Source organism: Streptomyces sp. TLI_185, assembly GCF_003814765.1.
Classification (GTDB): domain Bacteria; phylum Actinomycetota; class Actinomycetes; order Streptomycetales; family Streptomycetaceae; genus Streptomyces.
Genome location: NZ_RKRB01000001.1, coordinates 1,683,783 through 1,701,094 on the forward strand (window position 1 = coordinate 1,683,783; position 17,312 = coordinate 1,701,094).

A 17,312-nucleotide genomic window follows, 5' to 3' on the forward strand; every position below is an offset into this window, starting at 1 on the left:
CTTTTGTTGACCGGCTTCGACGGCGAATGCCATTTTTACTCCACCGCTGGCAGACCGGCCGGAAGTCCAGCCCCATCACGCCGAGAATTCGGCGAGGAAAAAAGCGTGTGACATTTCCGCGGCGTATCCCAACGGAGAAATACATGACCGAGTTCGACGCCGGACGGCACATACTCCCCCGGCCCGACGCCCGCCGGCCCCTGACGACCGCGATGGACGTCCACGACCAGGAGACCGCCTTCACCCCCATCGGCCCGGTCCCTCCACCTCAGGGCGCACCGAACGTGGTGATCGTGCTCGTGGACGACCTCGGCTTCGGCACCTCCAGCGCCTTCGGCGGACCGTGCGAGATGCCGGCCGCCGAACGACTCGCCGACGGCGGGCTGCGCTACACCCGGTTCCATGTCACGGCCCTGTGCTCACCGACCCGGCAGGCCCTGCTGACCGGACGCAACCATCACTCGGTCGGCATGGGCGGCACCACCGAGATGACCACCGCGGCCCCCGGCTACAACGGCTTCCGGCCGCGCAGCGCGGCGACCATGGCCCAGATCCTGCAGCGCAACGGGTACAGCACGGCCGCGTTCGGCAAGTGGCACCAGACCCCGCCGCGGGAGATCAGCGCGGTCGGCCCGTTCGACCGCTGGCCCACCGGCGAAGGGTTCGACACCTTCTACGGCTTCATGGGCGCCGAGATGAACCACTGGTACCCGCTGCTGTACCAGGGCACCACCCCGGTCGAGCCGGAGCGCCGCCCCGAGGACGGCTACCACCTCTCCGAGGACCTCGTCGACCACGCCATCGACTGGGTCCGCACCCAGCGCACGCTCACTCCGGACCGTCCGTTCTTCACCTACCTCGCGCTCGGCGCCGCACATGCTCCGTTGCACGTCGGCCGGGAATGGCAGGAGAAATACCGCGGGCACTTCGACCACGGTTGGGACCACCAGCGCGAAGTGACCCTGCGGCGGCAGAAGGAACTCGGCGTCGTACCGGAGGACGCGGAGCTCGCCCCCTGGGCCGAGGGCGTTCCCCACTGGGACGAACTCACCGCCAACCAGCGCCGGTTGGCGGCACGGTTCATGGAGACGTTCGCCGCCTTCACCGAACACGCCGACGTACAGGTCGGCAGGTTCATCGACGCGCTGGAGGAACTCGGCGAGCTGGACAACACCCTTGTCCTCTACATCCTCGGGGACAACGGCGCCTCGGGCGAAGGCGGCATCGAGGGAACCATCGTCGAGCACCGGCTCGGGCACGGCGTGGTGGACGACCCGGACGAGATGATCGAACACCTCGACGAGATCGGCGGCCCCCGCAGCTATCCGATCGCCCCGGCGGGCTGGGCCCTGGCCCTCAACACCCCCTACCAGTGGACCAAGCAGGTCGCCTCGCACTTCGGCGGCACCCGCGACGGCATGATCCTGCACTGGCCCGGCGGGGTCCCCGAACGCGGCGGGCTGCGCCACCAGTTCTCGCACGTCATCGACGTGCTGCCGACGATCCTGGACTGCGCGGGGATTCCGGCGCCCTTCAGCGTCGACGGGGTGCCACAGCAGCCCATGGAGGGCACGAGCATGTGGCGTACGCTCGCCGATCCCCGGGCGCCGGAGCATCGCCGTACGCAGTACTTCGAGATGTGCGGCAACCGGGGCATCTACCACGAGGGCTGGATGGCGGTCACCCGGCACGGCATCCCCTGGGAGATGGTGCCGGACGGGGGCAAGCGGTTCGCCGACGACGTCTGGGAGCTCTACGACCTCGACCACGACTGGAGCCAGGCACACGACCTCGCCGCCGAACACCCCGACAAGCTGCGCCGGCTCCAGGACCTGTTCCTGATCGAAGCGGCGAAGTACCAGGTCTTCCCGCTGGACGACCGGGTCACCGAGCGGGAGAACCCCGCCGTGGCCGGCCGCATCGATCTGCTCGGCCACCGGACGTCCGTCACCTACCGCGCCGGAATGCGCCGGTTCACCGAGGAGACCACCCCCAACATCAAGAACCGCTCGCACAGCATCACCGCGGACGTCGGCATACCGGACGACACGACGGCCGAGGGCGTGCTCGTCGCACAGGGCGGCCGGTTCGGTGGCTGGACCCTGTACGTCACGGACGGAAAGCCGGCGTACGCCTACAACTACTTCGGGATGAGCGTGTACACCGTGCGCGCCGCCGAGCCCCTGGCGCCGGGGCGGCACGAGGTCCGGCTCGAGTTCGACTACGACGGCGGAGGACTCGGCAAGGGCGGCACCGCCGTCCTCATGGTCGACGGCGCGAAGCAGGCGACCGGGCGGGTCGAGCGCACCATCCCGTACTACTTCTCCTTCGACGAGACCCTGGATGTCGGGGTGGATCTCAGCACACCGGTGACAGACGACTACCCCGCCCTGGACAACGAATTCACCGGGACCATCCACACCGTCCGCATCGACCTGGACGGCGCCACCGCCGAGTCGTCCGACTACGACGGCGGGCTGCACCGCCGGGTCATGGGGGCCCAGTGAGCTGCTGTACGCCGTCCGGCGGCCGCGCGGCGGACCGGCCCTCGCCCCGGCCGGCCGCCCTGCACCTGGCGAGCACCGAGGGCATGGTGGCCGTTCCCGCCGGCGAGTTCCTCATGGGCAGCGAGGACGCGCTCGCCTACCCCGCCGACGGCGAGGGCCCGGTGCGCACGGTGCACGTCGACGCCTTCCGGATGGACGCCTGCACGGTGTCGAACGCGCAGTTCGCGCGCTTCGCCGCCGACACCGGGTACCACTCCGGCGCGGAGCGGATCGGCTGGTCCTTCGTGTTCGCAGGTCTGCTGCCCGACGTCTTCCCGCCGACCCGGGCAGTGGTGGGCGCGCCCTGGTGGCGGCAGGTCGAGGGTGCCGACTGGCGGCATCCCGACGGGCCGCACTCCACCTGGGAGGACCGGGCGGATCATCCGGTCGTGCACGTCGACTGGGACGACGCCCGCGCCTACTGCACCTGGGCCGGCAAGCGCCTGCCCACCGAGGCGGAGTGGGAGCGCGCCGCCCGGGGCGGCCTGCACGGCAAGGTGTTCCCCTGGGGCGACGAGCTCGAACCGGGCGGTCGCCCCCGGATGAACGTCTGGCACGGCGCCTTTCCCGAGCGGCATCCGACAGCCGACGGCTGGTACGGCAGCTGCCCGGTCAACGCCTTCGAACCCAACGGCTTCGGCCTGTACAACGCCACGGGCAACGTATGGGAGTGGTGCGAGGACCCGTTCTCCCCCTCCCGCGACGGACAGCTGCGGGTGACCAAGGGCGGCTCCTATCTGTGCCACGCCTCCTACTGCCGCCGCTACCGCGTCGCCGCGCGGCAGGGCCTTCCCCCGGACTCGGCGACCGGCAACGTGGGCTTCCGGTGCGCTCTGGACATGGCCTGACCACTCGTCGACTTCATCCCTCGGACAACGGCGCGGCGCATCGCCGTACAAGCCGTACAAGGAGCAGGACCATGGCAAAGAGAACAGGACACTGGCGCGCCGGCCCGGCGGGCATGGCAGTACTCGGCCTCACCCTCACTGCTTGCGGCGGCGCGAAGGTCGGTGACAGCGCGGCCGGCGCGGGCAGCAGCTCGGGCAGGTGCGGCACCTTCAACCTCGCGGTCAACCCCTGGGTGGGCTACGAGGCCGATGCGGCTGTCGTCGGCTATGTGGCCGAGCACAATCTGGGCTGCAAGGTCGAGAAGAAGGACCTCAAGGCGGAGATCGGCTGGCAGGGGTTCGAGACGGGTGAGGTCGACGCCATCCTGGAGAACTGGGGTCACCCGGACCTGGAGAAGAAGTACATCACCCAGCAGAAGACCGCCGTCGACCTCGGCCCGACCGGCAACAAGGGCATCATCGGCTGGTACATCCCGCCATGGCTGGCCAGGGCGCACCCGGACATCGTCGACTGGAAGAACCTCAACAAGTACGCGGCCCACTTCAAGACCTCCGAGTCGGGCGGCAAGGGCCAGCTGCTGGACGGCGACGCCTCGTACCAGACCAACGACGCGGCGCTGGTGACGAACCTGAAGCTGAACTTCAAGGTGGTGTACGCGGGCAGCGAGACCGCGCTCATCCAGGCCTTCCGCACCGCCGAGAAGAACAAGCAGTGGGTGATCGGCTACTTCTACGAGCCGCAGTGGTTCTTCTCGGAGGTGCCGCTGGTCCACGTCAAGCTGCCCGAGCACACGGCGGGTTGTGACGCCGATCCGGCGAAGGTCGCCTGCGACTACCCCGTGTTCGACCTCGACAAGATCGTCAGCACGAGGTTCGCCAAGTCCGGCAGCCCGGCCTATGACCTGGTGAAGAACTTCAAGTGGACCAACGCCGACCAGAACACCGTGGCCAAGTACATCGCCGTGGACAAGATGACGCCGACGGCGGCGGCGAAGAAGTGGATCGAGGCGAACCCCGACAAGGTCAAGGCCTGGCTCGGGTAGTCCGGCTCGACCGCGCGGGGTCAGTCGTCCGGGATGCCGGCGCCGCTGAGAGCCGGGACCGTGTCCTCGGGCCGGGTGAGGGAGCGGGCGCCGAGGCGGAACTGGTCGAGTTTGTCGACGACGGTCCGGCCGACGGGGGTGTGGCCCCAGATGCTGATGCCGTGGTGGGTGGTGGGCTGCCGGGTGGTCTCGTCGATGACGACGGGGTTCCAGCCGACCTCCCGCTCGAAGCCCGAGGGGGTGCGGGCGTAGTAGGACAGCTCCTTGTCGTTGGTGTGCTGTCCCACCGACTGGGCCATGTCGAAGCCGAGTTCGCACACGCGCCGGCAGCTCTGGGCGACGTCGTCGAGAGTGGCCGTCTGGATGTTGAGGTGCTGGATGCGGGTGCGGACCGGGTCGATCGGCAGGCCGCGGACGGCGGCGATCGCGAGGGAGTGATGGCGTTCGTTCACCCGCAGGAAGCGGATCTTGAGCTCGACTCCGCTGATGCTCTCGTCGATGCAGTCGGTGTGGCGGGCGTCGAAGGCGGTGGTGCAGTAACCGCGCAGCTGGGCCGGCTCGGTGGCCACGACGTCCTCGGCCGGGCCGCGCTGGATCAGGAAGCGGCACTCCTGCTCGTCGAGGCGGAAGCACATCAGGGCGCGGGAGACCGGGTCGTGGTGCATGCCGATGGTGTCGATCCAGCTCATCCTCAGCCACGCGGGCGGCTTCGTGCCGTACGCCTCGCACCGGATGGCCGTCGCGATCGCAGCGACACGGGACGCAGCCCGCTGGACACCCTGGACGACCTGCGCAGCTTCTACTTCGACACCGCGCTGTCCTCCGGCCCCGCCGCCCTGCCCACCCTGCTCGCCTTCGCCCGCCCCGGACACGTCCTCTTCGGCAGCGACTGGCCCTTCGCCCCCACCGCGGCATGCCAGTACTTCGCCAGCGGCCTGGACACCGGCGTCGATCCCGGCACGTTGAGGGCCGTCAGCCGCACCAACGCCGAAGCCCTGTTCCCCCGCCTGGGCGGCGCCCGGGTCCCGGGTGCGGCCCAGTCCCCCGCCCTCCGCCTGCGCCAGTCCGCCCAACGGGCCGGGGCGCGGATCTTCTTCAGACTCGTCCAACCGGGCGCCCGGTGAGACCCGTAACGGCATGGACATGAGCCCTCGCCGGGCGTCCGATCGCAGTGTCACCCTTCGTCCGTCCGCCCGGCGTGGTCGTGGTCAGCGCCGGGGAGCGTCTAGCGGCCCAACCGCCGCCGTATCCGCCGTACTTGCCCGTTGTCCGCGACCGAGTCGAGGAGTCGGCGCCCGGTGCCGGGCTCGTACGCCGGGCCCTCCAGGCGGAGCAGGGCGCCGTCGCGGACGACGGCGTGGGCGACCGGGGTGTCCGTCTTCGGGAAGGTGACCGGGTGGCGGCCGTCCGGGAGTTTGAGACGGGGCGGGAGGTGCAGTTGGACCGTTGTGCCGTCGGGGGCGGGGATCAGTTCGGCGTCCAGTGTCAGGGCAGAGACCGTGACCTTGATGCGCGCCGGTGCTCCGCCTGCCCCCGCCGCCATGTACGGCAGCGGGAGCGAACGTCCACCGCGTGCGGTGTTCGCCGCGGCGGTACCGGCCGTGTCGGGGCCGAGTTTGCGCTGGCGCTGGTCCACGTCGAGGGCGAGCTGGCGGCCGGCCGTCCAGTACGGGAGCGCGAGGCGACCGCCGGTCAACGCCGGGTCCGTGGCCGGGGTGCCCGGGGTGCCGTGGCCGGTGACGCGGACCATTCGGTCCACGCCGAGGAGTTGGACGTACGCCCACACGTCGTGCACCCCGCGCTCCAGCGGACGGCCGCCGGCCAGCCGCTCGGGATCCAGGATCAGCCGCCCGGAGGCAACCAGCCGGGAGCGGCCCTCGCCGAGCGGCTCCAGGCGCACCTCCAGGTCGCCCTCGGGGTACCACCAGTCCTCACGGTCCCGGTCCTTGACCACCACTTCCGCGTACGCCAGCCGGAACGGGTCGCGGACCTCCCAGCCGTCCTCCACACCGGGCACGCCGGTCAGCAGCTCGGGGTCCAGCAGGCGCTTGCCGTCCCGCTCGACGAGGGCCAGCGGTTCGCCGTCCCCGCGCAGCAGGTCGAGGGTGACGTCGGCCACCAGCCGGCCGTCCTCCCAGCGCACTCCGCCGACCTCGCTGCGGGCCGTCACCTCGCGGACGCGCTCGGCGAGAACCAGCGCGCCGTCGAAGTCGCCACGTTCGAGGAGTTCGGCGCGTAGCCGGGACACGGCGGGCAGGCCTTCGCGGACGGCCGCCGGGAACTCCGTCAGCGCCAGTTCGCGCGCGGCCTCGAAGCGCTGCTTCTGCTCGCCCGGGTCCTCGCGGAGGATCTCGGGCTCGCGGGTGCGGGAGAGGATCTCGACGTGGTAGAGGCGGTGCAGGAGGCGGTTCTGCAGAGCGTCGATGTCGTCGGAGGCCTCGGTGCCGTCCTTGATCTGGCGGACGATGGTGCGGCAGTTGCGCCAGAAGCCGTGCCGGGAGCTGAACCGGTGCTGGGTGTTGTTGCCGCCGTCGTCCCGCTTCATCCAGTAGTAGCAGGGGTAGTCGGCGAGGATCGAGATCCGCTCCGCCTTGAGGTAGGCGGCGCTGACGAAGAGCAGGTCCTCCAGGATCCAGGGGCCCTCGGGGAAGCGCAGGCCGTGCTCCTCGACGAAGGCGCGCCGGAACATCTTGTGCGGCGACATGCTCTGCATGAGCTCGTCGTTCTCGATGGTGCAGGCGTCCACCGTGTGCCGGAACAGCCGCCGGGGCCGGACCATGGTGCTGGACATCTTGCCGAGCACCACGTCGGCGTCGTTGCGCCTGGCGAACTCGTACAGCCGCTCCAGCGCCTCGGGGCCGAGGGTGTCGTCGTGGTCGACGAACTGGATGTACTCGCCCCGGGCGTGACTCATGCCCAGGTTGCGCGGTGCGCCCGGCCAGCCCGAGTTGGGGCGGGTGTGCACCTGCACGTTCGGGTGCTTCGCCGCGATCTTCTCCAGCCGGGCCAGGGTGTCGTCCGTCGAACCGTCGTCGACGTAGATGACCTCGTACTCGTCGGCGGGCAGCGACTGCCCCAGCAGCGACGGCGCACACTCGTCGACGTACTTCCCGGTGTTGTACACGGGCACGACGACGCTGACCTTGACTCTCGGCATCCCACAGATCTTACCCGCCCCGCCGGACGGGTCAGAGGCGGAAATAGGCGCCCGAAATTCGCCAAAGTAAATAACTCGACGACAACCCTACGGATGCGGGAGTCCCATGAAGAGCCATCCAACAAGCCCGCATCGAGGCGAGCAGATGACCCGCTCAATATGCGACTGCGATTCACAATCGATTTTCCCGGCGGCGCCGGCCCATTGTCGAACGAGACACATCGGGAACTCGGGTCCGCCCATCGATGCCGTCGGCGCATGGGCCTTCGAGTACGGCGATGAGGTCATGGCCGCCCAGGAAGCAGCGTGCACTCCCGATCCGCAGTCCAGCGTGAGCACAGCCGTCGCCGGCAAATGACACGATCACGCAGCAGGGTGGGGCCGACGCCGACGGCATTGACCCCACCCTGCGCCACGGAGTGACCCGGCTCAGCCGATCTCGACGAGCAGGTCGCCGCCCTCCACCTGCTGGATCTTGTTGATGGCCAGCCGGCCGACGGTGCCCGCCTTGGGGGCGGTGATCGCGGCCTCCATCTTCATCGCCTCGATGGTGGCCACGGTCGCACCGGCGTCCACCTCGTCGCCCTCGGCGACCGCGAGGGTGACCACGCCGGCGAACGGGGCAGCGACGTGGCCCGGGTTGGTGCGGTCGGCCTTCTCGGTCGCCGGGACGTCGGAGGCGGCCGCCTTGTCACGCACCTGGATCGGACGGAGCTGGCCGTTCAGGGTGGACATCACGGTGCGCATGCCGCGCTCGTCGGCCTCGCCGACCGCCTCCAGCTCGATCAGCAGCCGGACGCCGGGTTCGAGGTCGACGGAGTACTCCTTGCCCGGGCGCAGCCCGTAGAAGAAGTCCTTGCTGTCCAGCACGCTGGTGTCGCCGTAGGCCTGACGGTGGGTCTCGTAGTCGCGGGTCGGGCCGGGGAAGAGAAGACGGTTGAGGGTGGTGCGGGGGTCCTTCGCCAGGCCCTCGCGGTCCTCCGTGCTGAGCTCCTGGACGGGCCTGGGTTCGGCGCGGCCCTCGAGTGCCTTGGTGCGGAAGGGCTCCGGCCAGCCGCCGGGCGGGGTGCCCAGCTCGCCGCGCAGGAAGCCGATGACGGAGTCGGGGATGTCGTACCGGTTCGGGGTCGCCTCGAAGTCGGCCGGGTCCACCCCGGCGCCCACCAGGTGCAGGGCGAGGTCGCCGACCACCTTGGAGGACGGGGTGACCTTGACCAGGCGGCCCAGCATCCGGTCGGCGGAGGCGTAGAGGTCCTCGATCTCCTCGAAGCGGTCGCCGAGGCCGAGCGCCACGGCCTGGGTGCGCAGGTTGGAGAGCTGGCCGCCGGGGATCTCGTGGTGGTAGACGCGGCCCGTCGGGGAGGCGAGGCCCGCCTCGAAGGGGGCGTAGACCCTGCGGACGCTCTCCCAGTACGGCTCCAGGTCGCCGACCGCCTGGAGGTCGAGGCCGGTCGGGCGGTTCGAGTGGTCCGTGGCGGCGACGATCGCCGACAGGGAGGGCTGCGACGTCGTGCCCGCCATCGACGCCACCGCGCCGTCCACCGCGTCCGCGCCCGCCTGGATGGCCGCGAGGTAGGTGCCGAGCTGGCCGCCCGCCGTGTCGTGGGTGTGCAGATGGACCGGGAGGTCGAATTCGCGGCGCAGCGCGGAGACGAGCTTTGCGGCGGCCGGGGCGCGCAGCAGGCCCGCCATGTCCTTGACGGCCAGGACGTGCGCGCCCGCCTCGACGATCTGCTCGGCCAGGCGGAGGTAGTAGTCGAGGGTGTACAGGCGCTCGTTCGGGTCGGACAGGTCCGAGGTGTAGCAGAGGGCCACCTCGGCGATCGCCGTGCCCGTCTCGCGTACGGCGTCGATGGCGGGGCGCATCTGGCCTACGTCGTTGAGGGCGTCGAAGATGCGGAAGATGTCGATGCCGGTGGCGGCGGCCTCCTGGACGAAGGCGTCGGTCACTTCGGTCGGGTACGGGGTGTAGCCGACGGTGTTGCGGCCGCGCAGCAGCATCTGCAGGCAGATGTTGGGGACGGCCTCCCGGAGGGCGGCGAGGCGCTCCCACGGGTCCTCGGCGAGGAAGCGCAGCGCGACGTCGTACGTCGCTCCGCCCCAGCACTCCAGGGACAGCAGTTCCGGCAGGGTCCGTGCGACCACCGGGGCGACCGCGAGGAGGTCCTTGGTGCGGACGCGGGTGGCGAGCAGGGACTGGTGGGCGTCGCGGAAGGTGGTGTCGGTGACGCCGATGGTCGGCGACTCGCGCAGCGCGCGGGCGAATCCCTCCGGGCCGAGCTCGACCAGCCGCTGACGCGAGCCGGCGGGCGGCTCCCCGGCGGGCAGCGCCGGGAGCTTGCTGACGGGTTCGATCAGCTCGGGACGCTCGCCGTTCGGCTTGTTCACCGTCACGTCGGCGAGGTAGGTGAGCAGCTTGGTGCCGCGGTCGGCGGAGGAGCGGGAGGTGAGCAGGTGCGGGCGCTGCTCGATGAACGACGTCGTCACCCGCCCGGCCTGGAAGTCCGGGTCGTCGAGGACCGCCTGCAGGAAGGGAATGTTGGTGGCCACACCGCGGATGCGGAACTCGGCCACGGCGCGCCGGGCCCGGCCGATCGCGGCCCTGAAGTCCCGGCCGCGGCAGGTGAGCTTGACCAGCATCGAGTCGAAGTGGGCGCTGATCTCCGTACCGGCGTGGGTGGTTCCGCCGTCGAGGCGGATGCCGGAGCCGCCGGGCGAGCGGTAGGCGCTGATGCGGCCGGTGTCCGGGCGGAAGCCGTTGGCCGGGTCCTCGGTGGTGATACGGCACTGCAGGGCCGCGCCGTGCAGCTTCACCGTCTCCTGGGACAGGCCGAGGTCGGCGAGGGTCTCGCCGGAGGCGATGCGCAGCTGGGACTGGACGAGGTCGACGTCGGTGACCTCCTCGGTGACCGTGTGCTCGACCTGGATGCGCGGGTTCATCTCGATGAAGACGTGGTTGTCGTCGCGGTCCAGCAGGAACTCGACGGTGCCCGCGTTGCGGTAGCCGATCTCGCGGGCGAAGCGGACCGCGTCGGCGCAGATACGGTCGCGCAGGTCCGGGTCGAGGTTGGGTGCGGGGGCGAGTTCGATGACCTTCTGGTGGCGGCGCTGGACGGAACAGTCGCGCTCGAAGAGGTGGATGACGTTGCCCTCGCCGTCGGCGAGGATCTGCACCTCGATGTGGCGGGGGTCGACGACGGCCTTCTCCAGGAAGACGGTGGAGTCGCCGAACGCGGAGGCCGCCTCGCGGGACGCCGCCTCGATGGACTCGCGCAGCTGGGCCGGGTCCTCGACGCGGCGCATACCGCGCCCGCCGCCGCCCGCGACCGCCTTCACGAACACCGGGAAGCCGATCTCGTCGGCCGCGCGGACGAGTTCGTCGATGTCGTTCGAGGGTGCGGAGGAGCCGAGCACCGGGACACCGGCCGCGCGGGCGGCGGCCACCGCGCGGGCCTTGTTGCCGGTCAGCTCGAGGGTCTGCGCGCTCGGCCCGACGAAGGTGATGCCCGCCTCCTCGCAGGCCTTCGCCAGCTCGGGGTTCTCGGACAGGAAGCCGTAGCCGGGGTAGACGGCGTCGGCGCCCGCCTGCCGCGCCGCACGCACGATTTCCTCGACGGACAGGTACGCGCGGACCGGGTGACCCGGCTGGCCGATCTCGTACGCTTCGTCGGCCTTGAGCCGGTGCAGCGAATTTCGGTCCTCGTGCGGGAAGACGGCGACGGTCCTTGCGCCCAGCTCGTAGCCTGCGCGGAACGCCCTGATCGCGATCTCACCACGGTTGGCTACCAGCACCTTGCGGAACATCGCCGCTCCCTTCAGCCTGCGGATGACGTCCCCCATGGTGTCGGTGACATGCCCTTCTGGCCATGTGAGCCGGGCCACTCGCACCGCGTGTCGTCGTGCAGACCTGGGAACCTGTCAGGAAGCTTCAGGCACTCCCCCGGTCGGCTGCCGCCTTTTTGACGGCCTCGCGGATACGGGCGTAGGTGCCGCAGCGGCAGACGTTCTCGATGGCGTCGATGTCGGCGTCGGTCGGCTCGGGGGTCCTCTTCAGCAGGGCCGCGGCGGCCATGATCTGACCGGGCTGGCAGAAGCCGCACTGCGAGACGTCGCAGTCGATCCAGGCCTGTTGCACGGGGTGCAGGGTGTCGCCGTCGGCCAGACCCTCGATGGTGGTGACCTTGCGGTCCACGCAGTCCTTGACCTTGACGACACAGGGCTGGATCTCCTCCCCGTCGAGATGGCTGGTGCAGGCGCGGCAGACGCCGACCCCGCAGCCGTATTTGGGGCCGGTGACGTGCAGCAGGTCGCGCAGCACCCACAGCAGCGGCATGTCGGCGGGGGCCTCGACGGTGACCTTCTCGCCGTTGAGGGTGAAGGAGTAGGAGGGCATCGGTACCTTCTCGAAGGCTGATCCGGCAACGGTCAGAAGTTGAGCGGGAAGCGGCGGGGCTTGGTGCCGGTGGCCCGGGCGTAGGCGTTGGCGACGGCTCCGGAGGCGGCCGGGACACCGAGTTCGCCGGCGCCGCCGGGCTCCCCCTTGGACGGCATGATGTGCGCCTCGAAGTGCAGCGGGGCGTGCCGCTGGCGGGCCCACCGGAAGTCGGCGAAGCTGCCCTCGCGCACGGCGCCGCGGTCGATGTGCAGGCCGGCCTGCAGCACGGTGGAGATCCCGTCCACGGCGGTGCCCATGAGCTGGGCCTGAAGGCCCCGCGGGTTGACGGCGGTGCCGACGTCGGCCGCCATGACCACCTTGGTCACCCGGGGGTGCTTCGGATCGGTGGCGTCGATCTCGGCCAGACAGGCGACGCAGGAGCCGTACTCCTCGTGGACGGCCACGCCCTGCGCATGTCCGTCCGGCATGGCCCGCCCCCAGCTCCCGGCGGCGGCCACCTTGTCGAGCACCGCTTTGACGGCCTTGCTCCGCAGCGCCGTACGGCGGAAGGCGACGGGATCCTTGCTAAGGCTCCTGGCCACCTCGTCCACGACGATCTCCTCGGCGGTGCGCACCATCCCGGAGTCCACCGACCGCCAGGCGCCGAGCGGCATCGCGAGTCCGATGCCGCCGGAGTCCCCGGAGAGGCGACCGAAGTTGTACAGCCCGGAGTCGCTGGGCAGACCGGCGGCGCCCTCAAGGGGCGCGGAGCTGTAGCGATCTGCGGCTGCGTCGCGATGGGGGTCCCCCCGCTCGAGCGAAGTCGAGAGTGGGGGAGCGACCTGCAACGACGCACTCGCAAGCTGTGACACCGCATTCCCAGCGGAGCGCTTGGGCAGCGGACCGGCCGCCTGCGCGCGCCCAGGCCGTACGAAGGCCGCCTGGTTCGCTGTTCCCTTCTTGCCGGACGACTCGCCCACCTCGGCCATCGCATGGGCGAAGGCGACCACTCTGCCGCCGGAGTGGCTGACGCGGAAGCGGTGGTGGCTGGCGGGGCGCATCCGGCCGTGGCGGATGTCGTCGCCCCGACTCCACATCAGCTTGACCGGCCGGTGGGCCGCCTTCGAGATCAGGGCCGCCTCGATGGCCGCGTCGAAGTTCAGCCGCCGTCCGAAGGAGCCGCCGCCGCGCAGCACATGCACGGTGACCGCAGACGCCGGCAGTCCGGTCGCCGAGGCGATGCTGTCCCGGGCGTCCGTGGGCGTCTGGGAGGAGAACCAGATCTCGGCCTTGTGGGCGCGTACGTCCGCGATCGCGGTCAGCACCTCCATCGGGGCGTGGCTGACGAAGGCGAACTCGAACTCGGCCTCGACCTGCGTCGATCCGCGCGGCGGGGAGCCCAGGTGCGGGACCGCGGCCTTGAGCCGGGAGCGGATCTGCGCGTCGGAGAGTGAGGCCAGCGGGCCCGGCGCCCACTTGGTCTTCAGGGCGTCGCGGGCCTGGAAGGCGTGGTGGAAGGACTCGGCCACCACGGCGACCCCGCCGGGGACCTTGACGACGGCGTGCACACCGGGCAGGGCGCGGGCGGCACGGTCGTCGACGGAGACGAGCTTTCCGCCGAGCGTCGGCGGCCGGGCCACCACGGTCGGCTTCGCCCCGGCCACGGACAGGTCCCCGGTGTACTTCGCCTTGCCGGTGACGATGTCCCGGGCGTCGATACGGGTCGTGGGCCGGCCGATCAGCTTGTGCCGGGAGGCCGGTTTGGGCTTGGCGGACACGGACGTACGGCGGATCCGGGCGGCGCTCGCGCTCAGCGAGCCGAAGGTGGCGGTACGGCCGTCCGGTGCGATCACCGTCGTGTTCCCGGTGCGCAGGCTCCAGGCCGGCAGATGCCAGCGTCTGGCGGCGGCGGTCACCAGTCTGGCCCGTGCGGTGGCGGCCAGTTGGCGGGCCGGTCCGTACAGGGAGACGACCGAGTTCGACCCGCCGGTGTACTGGTTGCCCTTGGTCCGGGCGTCTGCCAGGGGGATGTCGACGTCGACGAGGCGGGCGTCCAGCTCCTCGGCGATCATCATGGCGACGGCGGTCGTGATGCCCTGGCCGACCTCGACCCTCGGCAGCCGTACGACGATCTTGTTGGCGGGGGTGACCTCCAGGACGAGCATCTCGTCGTCGGCGCCGGTCACCAGGACGTCGGAGGGTGCGCGGGCGGGCTCGGAGCCCTGGGCCGGGGAGGTGTCGCATGCGAGCGGGGCGGCGATGGTGAGCGTGGCCGCGGACAGGGAGTACACCATGAACCGGCGGCGGGACACCGCATGCCGTGGGGCGCCTGCGTCCCCGGCCGGGCCGGTGGGTGCGGCGGAGGACTCGATGCCTTCCAACAGACACTCCTCGCGGGTCGTCCGACTGATGGGTCAACAGGTATGAGGTTCCAGTTGGGCCGTGGGTTGCCTGAGAGCCCTCACACCGCTGTCCAGTTCCGGCCTGTCGCGCGCGGCCTGGCTCCCTCCGCGCCCGCTCCTCCGTAGGCTCTGCTTGCTGCCCCTCGGGGCGCTGCCCGCCCCGCTAGGACGCTCCGACACCCGACCTACGGAGAACCATGGCCGACGCCAGCCCCCAGGCCCGTGCCGTCACACTGCTGGGCCGCCCCAAGCTGTGGCTCATGCCCACCGTCCTGACCGGACTGCTCGCCTTCCTGCTGGCCCTGCTCTACATGGGCGGCATCGTCAACCCGCAGCGCGATCTGCACCACCTGCCCATCGCCCTGGTCAACGCCGACACCGGCAAACCACCGGCCGGGCAGAAGCAGAACGCGGGCACGCAGATCGCCGCGGCCATCACCGCCGACAAGTCGAACAACAAGGCCCAGTGGCGCACGCGCAGCCTCGCCCAGGCCCAGGACGACCTCGACTCCGGGAAGGTCTACGGCGCCCTGGTCATCCCCTCCGACTTCACCACGTCCATCACCGCACTGACCACGCCCGGCGCCACCGCCCGGCCGACGATGACGGTGCTCACCAACCCCGGCAAGGGCAGCCTGGGTTCGTCGCTCGCCAGTCAGATCACCCAGGCCGCGGCGCACCAGGCCTCGCAGACCATCGGCAGGCAACTGACGGCGGCCGTGGACACCCGGGCGAACTCCACGACCAAGCTGCTGCTGGCCGACCCGGTGAACGTCGTCACCCAGGTCGGCCACCCGATCGGCAGCCACAGCGGCCTCGGGCTCAGCGCCTTCTACTACACGCTGCTGCTCGTCCTGGCCGGCTTCCTCGGCGGCAACGTCATCAGCAACGCCGTCGACACCGCCCTCGGCTACGCCGACAACGAGATCGGCCCCTGGCACACCCGGCGTCCCACCGTCCCGATCAACCGCACCCAGACCCTGCTGCTGAAGATGGCCATGACCGCCGGAATCACCGTCATCAGCGTCTCCCTGGTCATGCTCGCCACCATCAGCCTCCTGGGTATGGACGCCAGCCACATCCCGCTGCTGTGGATCTACTCCTACTGTGCCTCCCTCGCCGTCGGCCTGGGCGTGCAGGCCATCAACGCGGCCTTCGGCGGCATCGGCCAACTGGTGTCCATGTTCGTGTTCATCGTCCTGGGCCTGCCCTCCTCGGGCGCCACCGTCCCCCTCCAGGCCATCCCCGGCTTCTACCGCTTCCTGTCCCACTTCGAGCCCATGCGCCAGCTCAGCGACGGTGTCCGCGCCATCCTCTACTTCGAGGCCCGCGGGGACGCCGGCCTGACCCGCTCCTGGATCATGATCGCGATCGGGGCGGCCCTGGGCCTGCTCTTCGGCTTCGCGATGACGCGGTACTACGACCGCAAGGGGCACCAGCGGCTGACGCCGCAGCCTGCCCATGCCCACACCTGATACTGGCTGATCATGAGGACCAACGAGCCGTACCTTCCGCAGAAAAGCCCCTCCGGTCTCGTCCGGCCGCGGACCGACCATGACCTCGCCGCCTGCGTCGAGGTTCTCGCCGCCGTGCACCGACACAGCGGCTATCCGGTCAACTGGCCCGACCGCCCGGCCGATTGGCTGACCCCGCGTTCTCTGCTGACGGCGTGGGTGGCCGAACTCGACGGCCGTGTGGTCGGCCATCTCGGCCTGTCCCGGGCCGCCGAGGGGGACGCCGCGCCCGGGGTGTGGGCTGCCCGCGCGGGAGCCGGCGTCGACGTCACCACTGTGGTCGGCCGGTTGTTCGTGTCACCGGCCGCACGCGGGCACGGGCTGGGCGCCGCGCTGATGGCACGGGCCGTCGAGGAGGCCCGGGCGCTGGGACTGCACCCCGTGCTCGACGTCGTCGACTCCGATACCGCGGCGACGGCCCTGTACGAGCGCCTGGGCTGGGAGTTGCTCGATGTCGTCGAGCAGCGCTGGGCACCGGAGCAGGTGGTGTCGCTGCGTTGCTATGCGGCGCCCGGGCAGCCGTAATCGCCTTGCTGCGGTGAGGTGCGCCCACGATGCTGGTCCGGTGCCAGCGCAGCGAAAGCGAAAACACCGGCAACGCGAAGAGCGGCGGCATGCCGCCGAACGTCTCGCTCCCGAGGCCGGCCACTGGAAGGTCGTCTTCGAGACTCAGGACGAGGCCGAATGGCGGACGCATCTGCGGCAGCTGCGGGCCACAGACCCGCGGATCGACTGGTCGACGGCTCGCGTAGACACGCTCTGCGGACGGCTGAGGCAGCCGACCACCTACCGGCTCAGTGTGTTCGTGGCGGCTCGACGCCGCGCGTGAGGCCGAGGGGCGTTGCAACCCTCTCGCAACCTCCGCCGTGCTGCCCTGAACCCATGTATGAGGAGACCCCGCGCGTCGAACTCACCCCCGCCGCCGCCGACCTGCTGCGTCGGCTGCGCGCCACGCACGGCCCGCTGATGTTCCACCAGTCCGGCGGCTGCTGCGACGGCAGCGCGCCCATGTGCTACCCGGAGGGCGAGTTCCGCACCGGCGGCTCGGACGTGCTGCTCGCGGAGCTGCAGGTCGACGGGGTGCCGGAGCCGGTGACGTTCTGGATGTCGCGCAGCCAGTACGAGGTCTGGAGCCACACCCGGCTGATCGTGGACGTCGTAGCAGGCCGTGGCAGCGGTTTCTCGCTGGAAGCACCCGAGGGGGTGCGTTTTCTCACCCGTTCTCGCGTAGTCGGCGCATAGCCATGCCGCGGGCCACCGCGATCTGATGCACTTCCCCTGAGACCTGAGAAAGTTGACGATCCCTCAGGGGGAACTGTGACGCATCGTCAAAGGCGTTCCGCAGCAGGCAGATCCGAGGCAACGGTCCGGACGTCGGTCAGATCGGCACTGGCGTTTCTCACGGCATTCGGCGCGCTGGCCGGTGC

11 protein-coding genes and 2 pseudogenes are annotated in these 17,312 nt (G+C 70.6%); 8 read left to right on the plus strand and 5 right to left on the minus strand.

The window, feature by feature from the left end:
- Positions 1–143 precede the first annotated feature (143 nt).
- The 3 genes from EDD92_RS07535 to EDD92_RS07545 all read left to right on the plus strand — a co-directional run bounded on the left by EDD92_RS07535 (position 144) and on the right by EDD92_RS07545 (position 4,437).
- Positions 144–2,507, plus strand: a complete 2,364-nt coding sequence (locus EDD92_RS07535; RefSeq protein WP_123963585.1) for an arylsulfatase — start codon at positions 144–146, stop codon at positions 2,505–2,507.
- Between the two features lie 83 nt (positions 2,508–2,590).
- On the plus strand, positions 2,591–3,394 hold the full coding sequence (locus EDD92_RS07540; protein WP_123970311.1) for a formylglycine-generating enzyme family protein: 804 nt from the start codon (positions 2,591–2,593) through the stop codon (positions 3,392–3,394).
- 71 nt (positions 3,395–3,465) lie between these two features.
- A complete protein-coding gene (locus EDD92_RS07545; protein ID WP_123963586.1) occupies positions 3,466–4,437 on the plus strand; it encodes an ABC transporter substrate-binding protein in 972 nt (323 codons plus the stop codon).
- 20 nt (positions 4,438–4,457) lie between these two features.
- Here EDD92_RS07545 and EDD92_RS07550 read toward each other — a convergent pair.
- A pseudogene (locus EDD92_RS07550) lies at positions 4,458–5,135 on the minus strand (hypothetical protein); the annotation flags it as partial.
- On the opposite strand from EDD92_RS07550, the pseudogene EDD92_RS07555 reads away from it, so the two are divergent.
- Positions 5,116–5,561, plus strand: a pseudogene (locus EDD92_RS07555) (amidohydrolase family protein); the annotation flags it as partial. The pseudogenes EDD92_RS07550 and EDD92_RS07555 overlap by 20 nt on opposite strands.
- Before the next feature lie 101 nt (positions 5,562–5,662).
- On the opposite strand, the gene EDD92_RS07560 reads toward EDD92_RS07555, so the two are convergent.
- The 4 genes from EDD92_RS07560 to EDD92_RS07585 form a co-directional block, all read right to left on the minus strand.
- The gene (locus tag EDD92_RS07560) at positions 5,663–7,594 is read right to left on the minus strand and encodes a glycosyltransferase family A protein (RefSeq protein ID WP_123963588.1); all 1,932 of its coding nucleotides are present in this window, start codon (positions 7,592–7,594) and stop codon (positions 5,663–5,665) included.
- 429 nt (positions 7,595–8,023) lie between these two features.
- Positions 8,024–11,398 (minus strand): pyruvate carboxylase, encoded by a 3,375-nt coding sequence (locus EDD92_RS07570; protein WP_123970312.1) that lies wholly within the window; start codon positions 11,396–11,398, stop codon positions 8,024–8,026.
- A gap of 124 nt (positions 11,399–11,522) precedes the next feature.
- Positions 11,523–11,987, minus strand: a complete 465-nt coding sequence (locus EDD92_RS07575) for a (2Fe-2S)-binding protein (RefSeq protein ID WP_123963590.1) — start codon at positions 11,985–11,987, stop codon at positions 11,523–11,525.
- 32 nt (positions 11,988–12,019) lie between these two features.
- Positions 12,020–14,263 carry a xanthine dehydrogenase family protein molybdopterin-binding subunit gene (locus tag EDD92_RS07585; RefSeq protein WP_260327289.1) on the minus strand — a complete coding sequence of 748 codons (2,244 nt, stop codon included), beginning with the start codon at positions 14,261–14,263 and terminating at the stop codon, positions 12,020–12,022.
- A 305-nt stretch (positions 14,264–14,568) separates the two neighbouring features.
- Between EDD92_RS07585 and EDD92_RS07590 the strand changes: the two genes are divergently transcribed.
- From EDD92_RS07590 to EDD92_RS07605, 4 genes are read left to right on the plus strand one after another with little or no spacing between them, the layout of a single operon-like run.
- Complete coding sequence (locus EDD92_RS07590) at positions 14,569–15,846, plus strand: YhgE/Pip domain-containing protein (RefSeq protein ID WP_123963591.1); 1,278 nt, start codon at positions 14,569–14,571, stop codon at positions 15,844–15,846.
- A 12-nt stretch (positions 15,847–15,858) separates the two neighbouring features.
- A complete protein-coding gene (locus EDD92_RS07595) occupies positions 15,859–16,410 on the plus strand; it encodes a GNAT family N-acetyltransferase (RefSeq protein WP_123963592.1) in 552 nt (183 codons plus the stop codon).
- Between the two features lie 40 nt (positions 16,411–16,450).
- Positions 16,451–16,714 (plus strand): hypothetical protein, encoded by a 264-nt coding sequence (locus EDD92_RS07600; protein WP_123963593.1) that lies wholly within the window; start codon positions 16,451–16,453, stop codon positions 16,712–16,714.
- A 53-nt stretch (positions 16,715–16,767) separates the two neighbouring features.
- Positions 16,768–17,127, plus strand: a complete 360-nt coding sequence (locus EDD92_RS07605) for a DUF779 domain-containing protein (protein WP_123963594.1) — start codon at positions 16,768–16,770, stop codon at positions 17,125–17,127.
- Positions 17,128–17,312 lie beyond the last annotated feature (185 nt).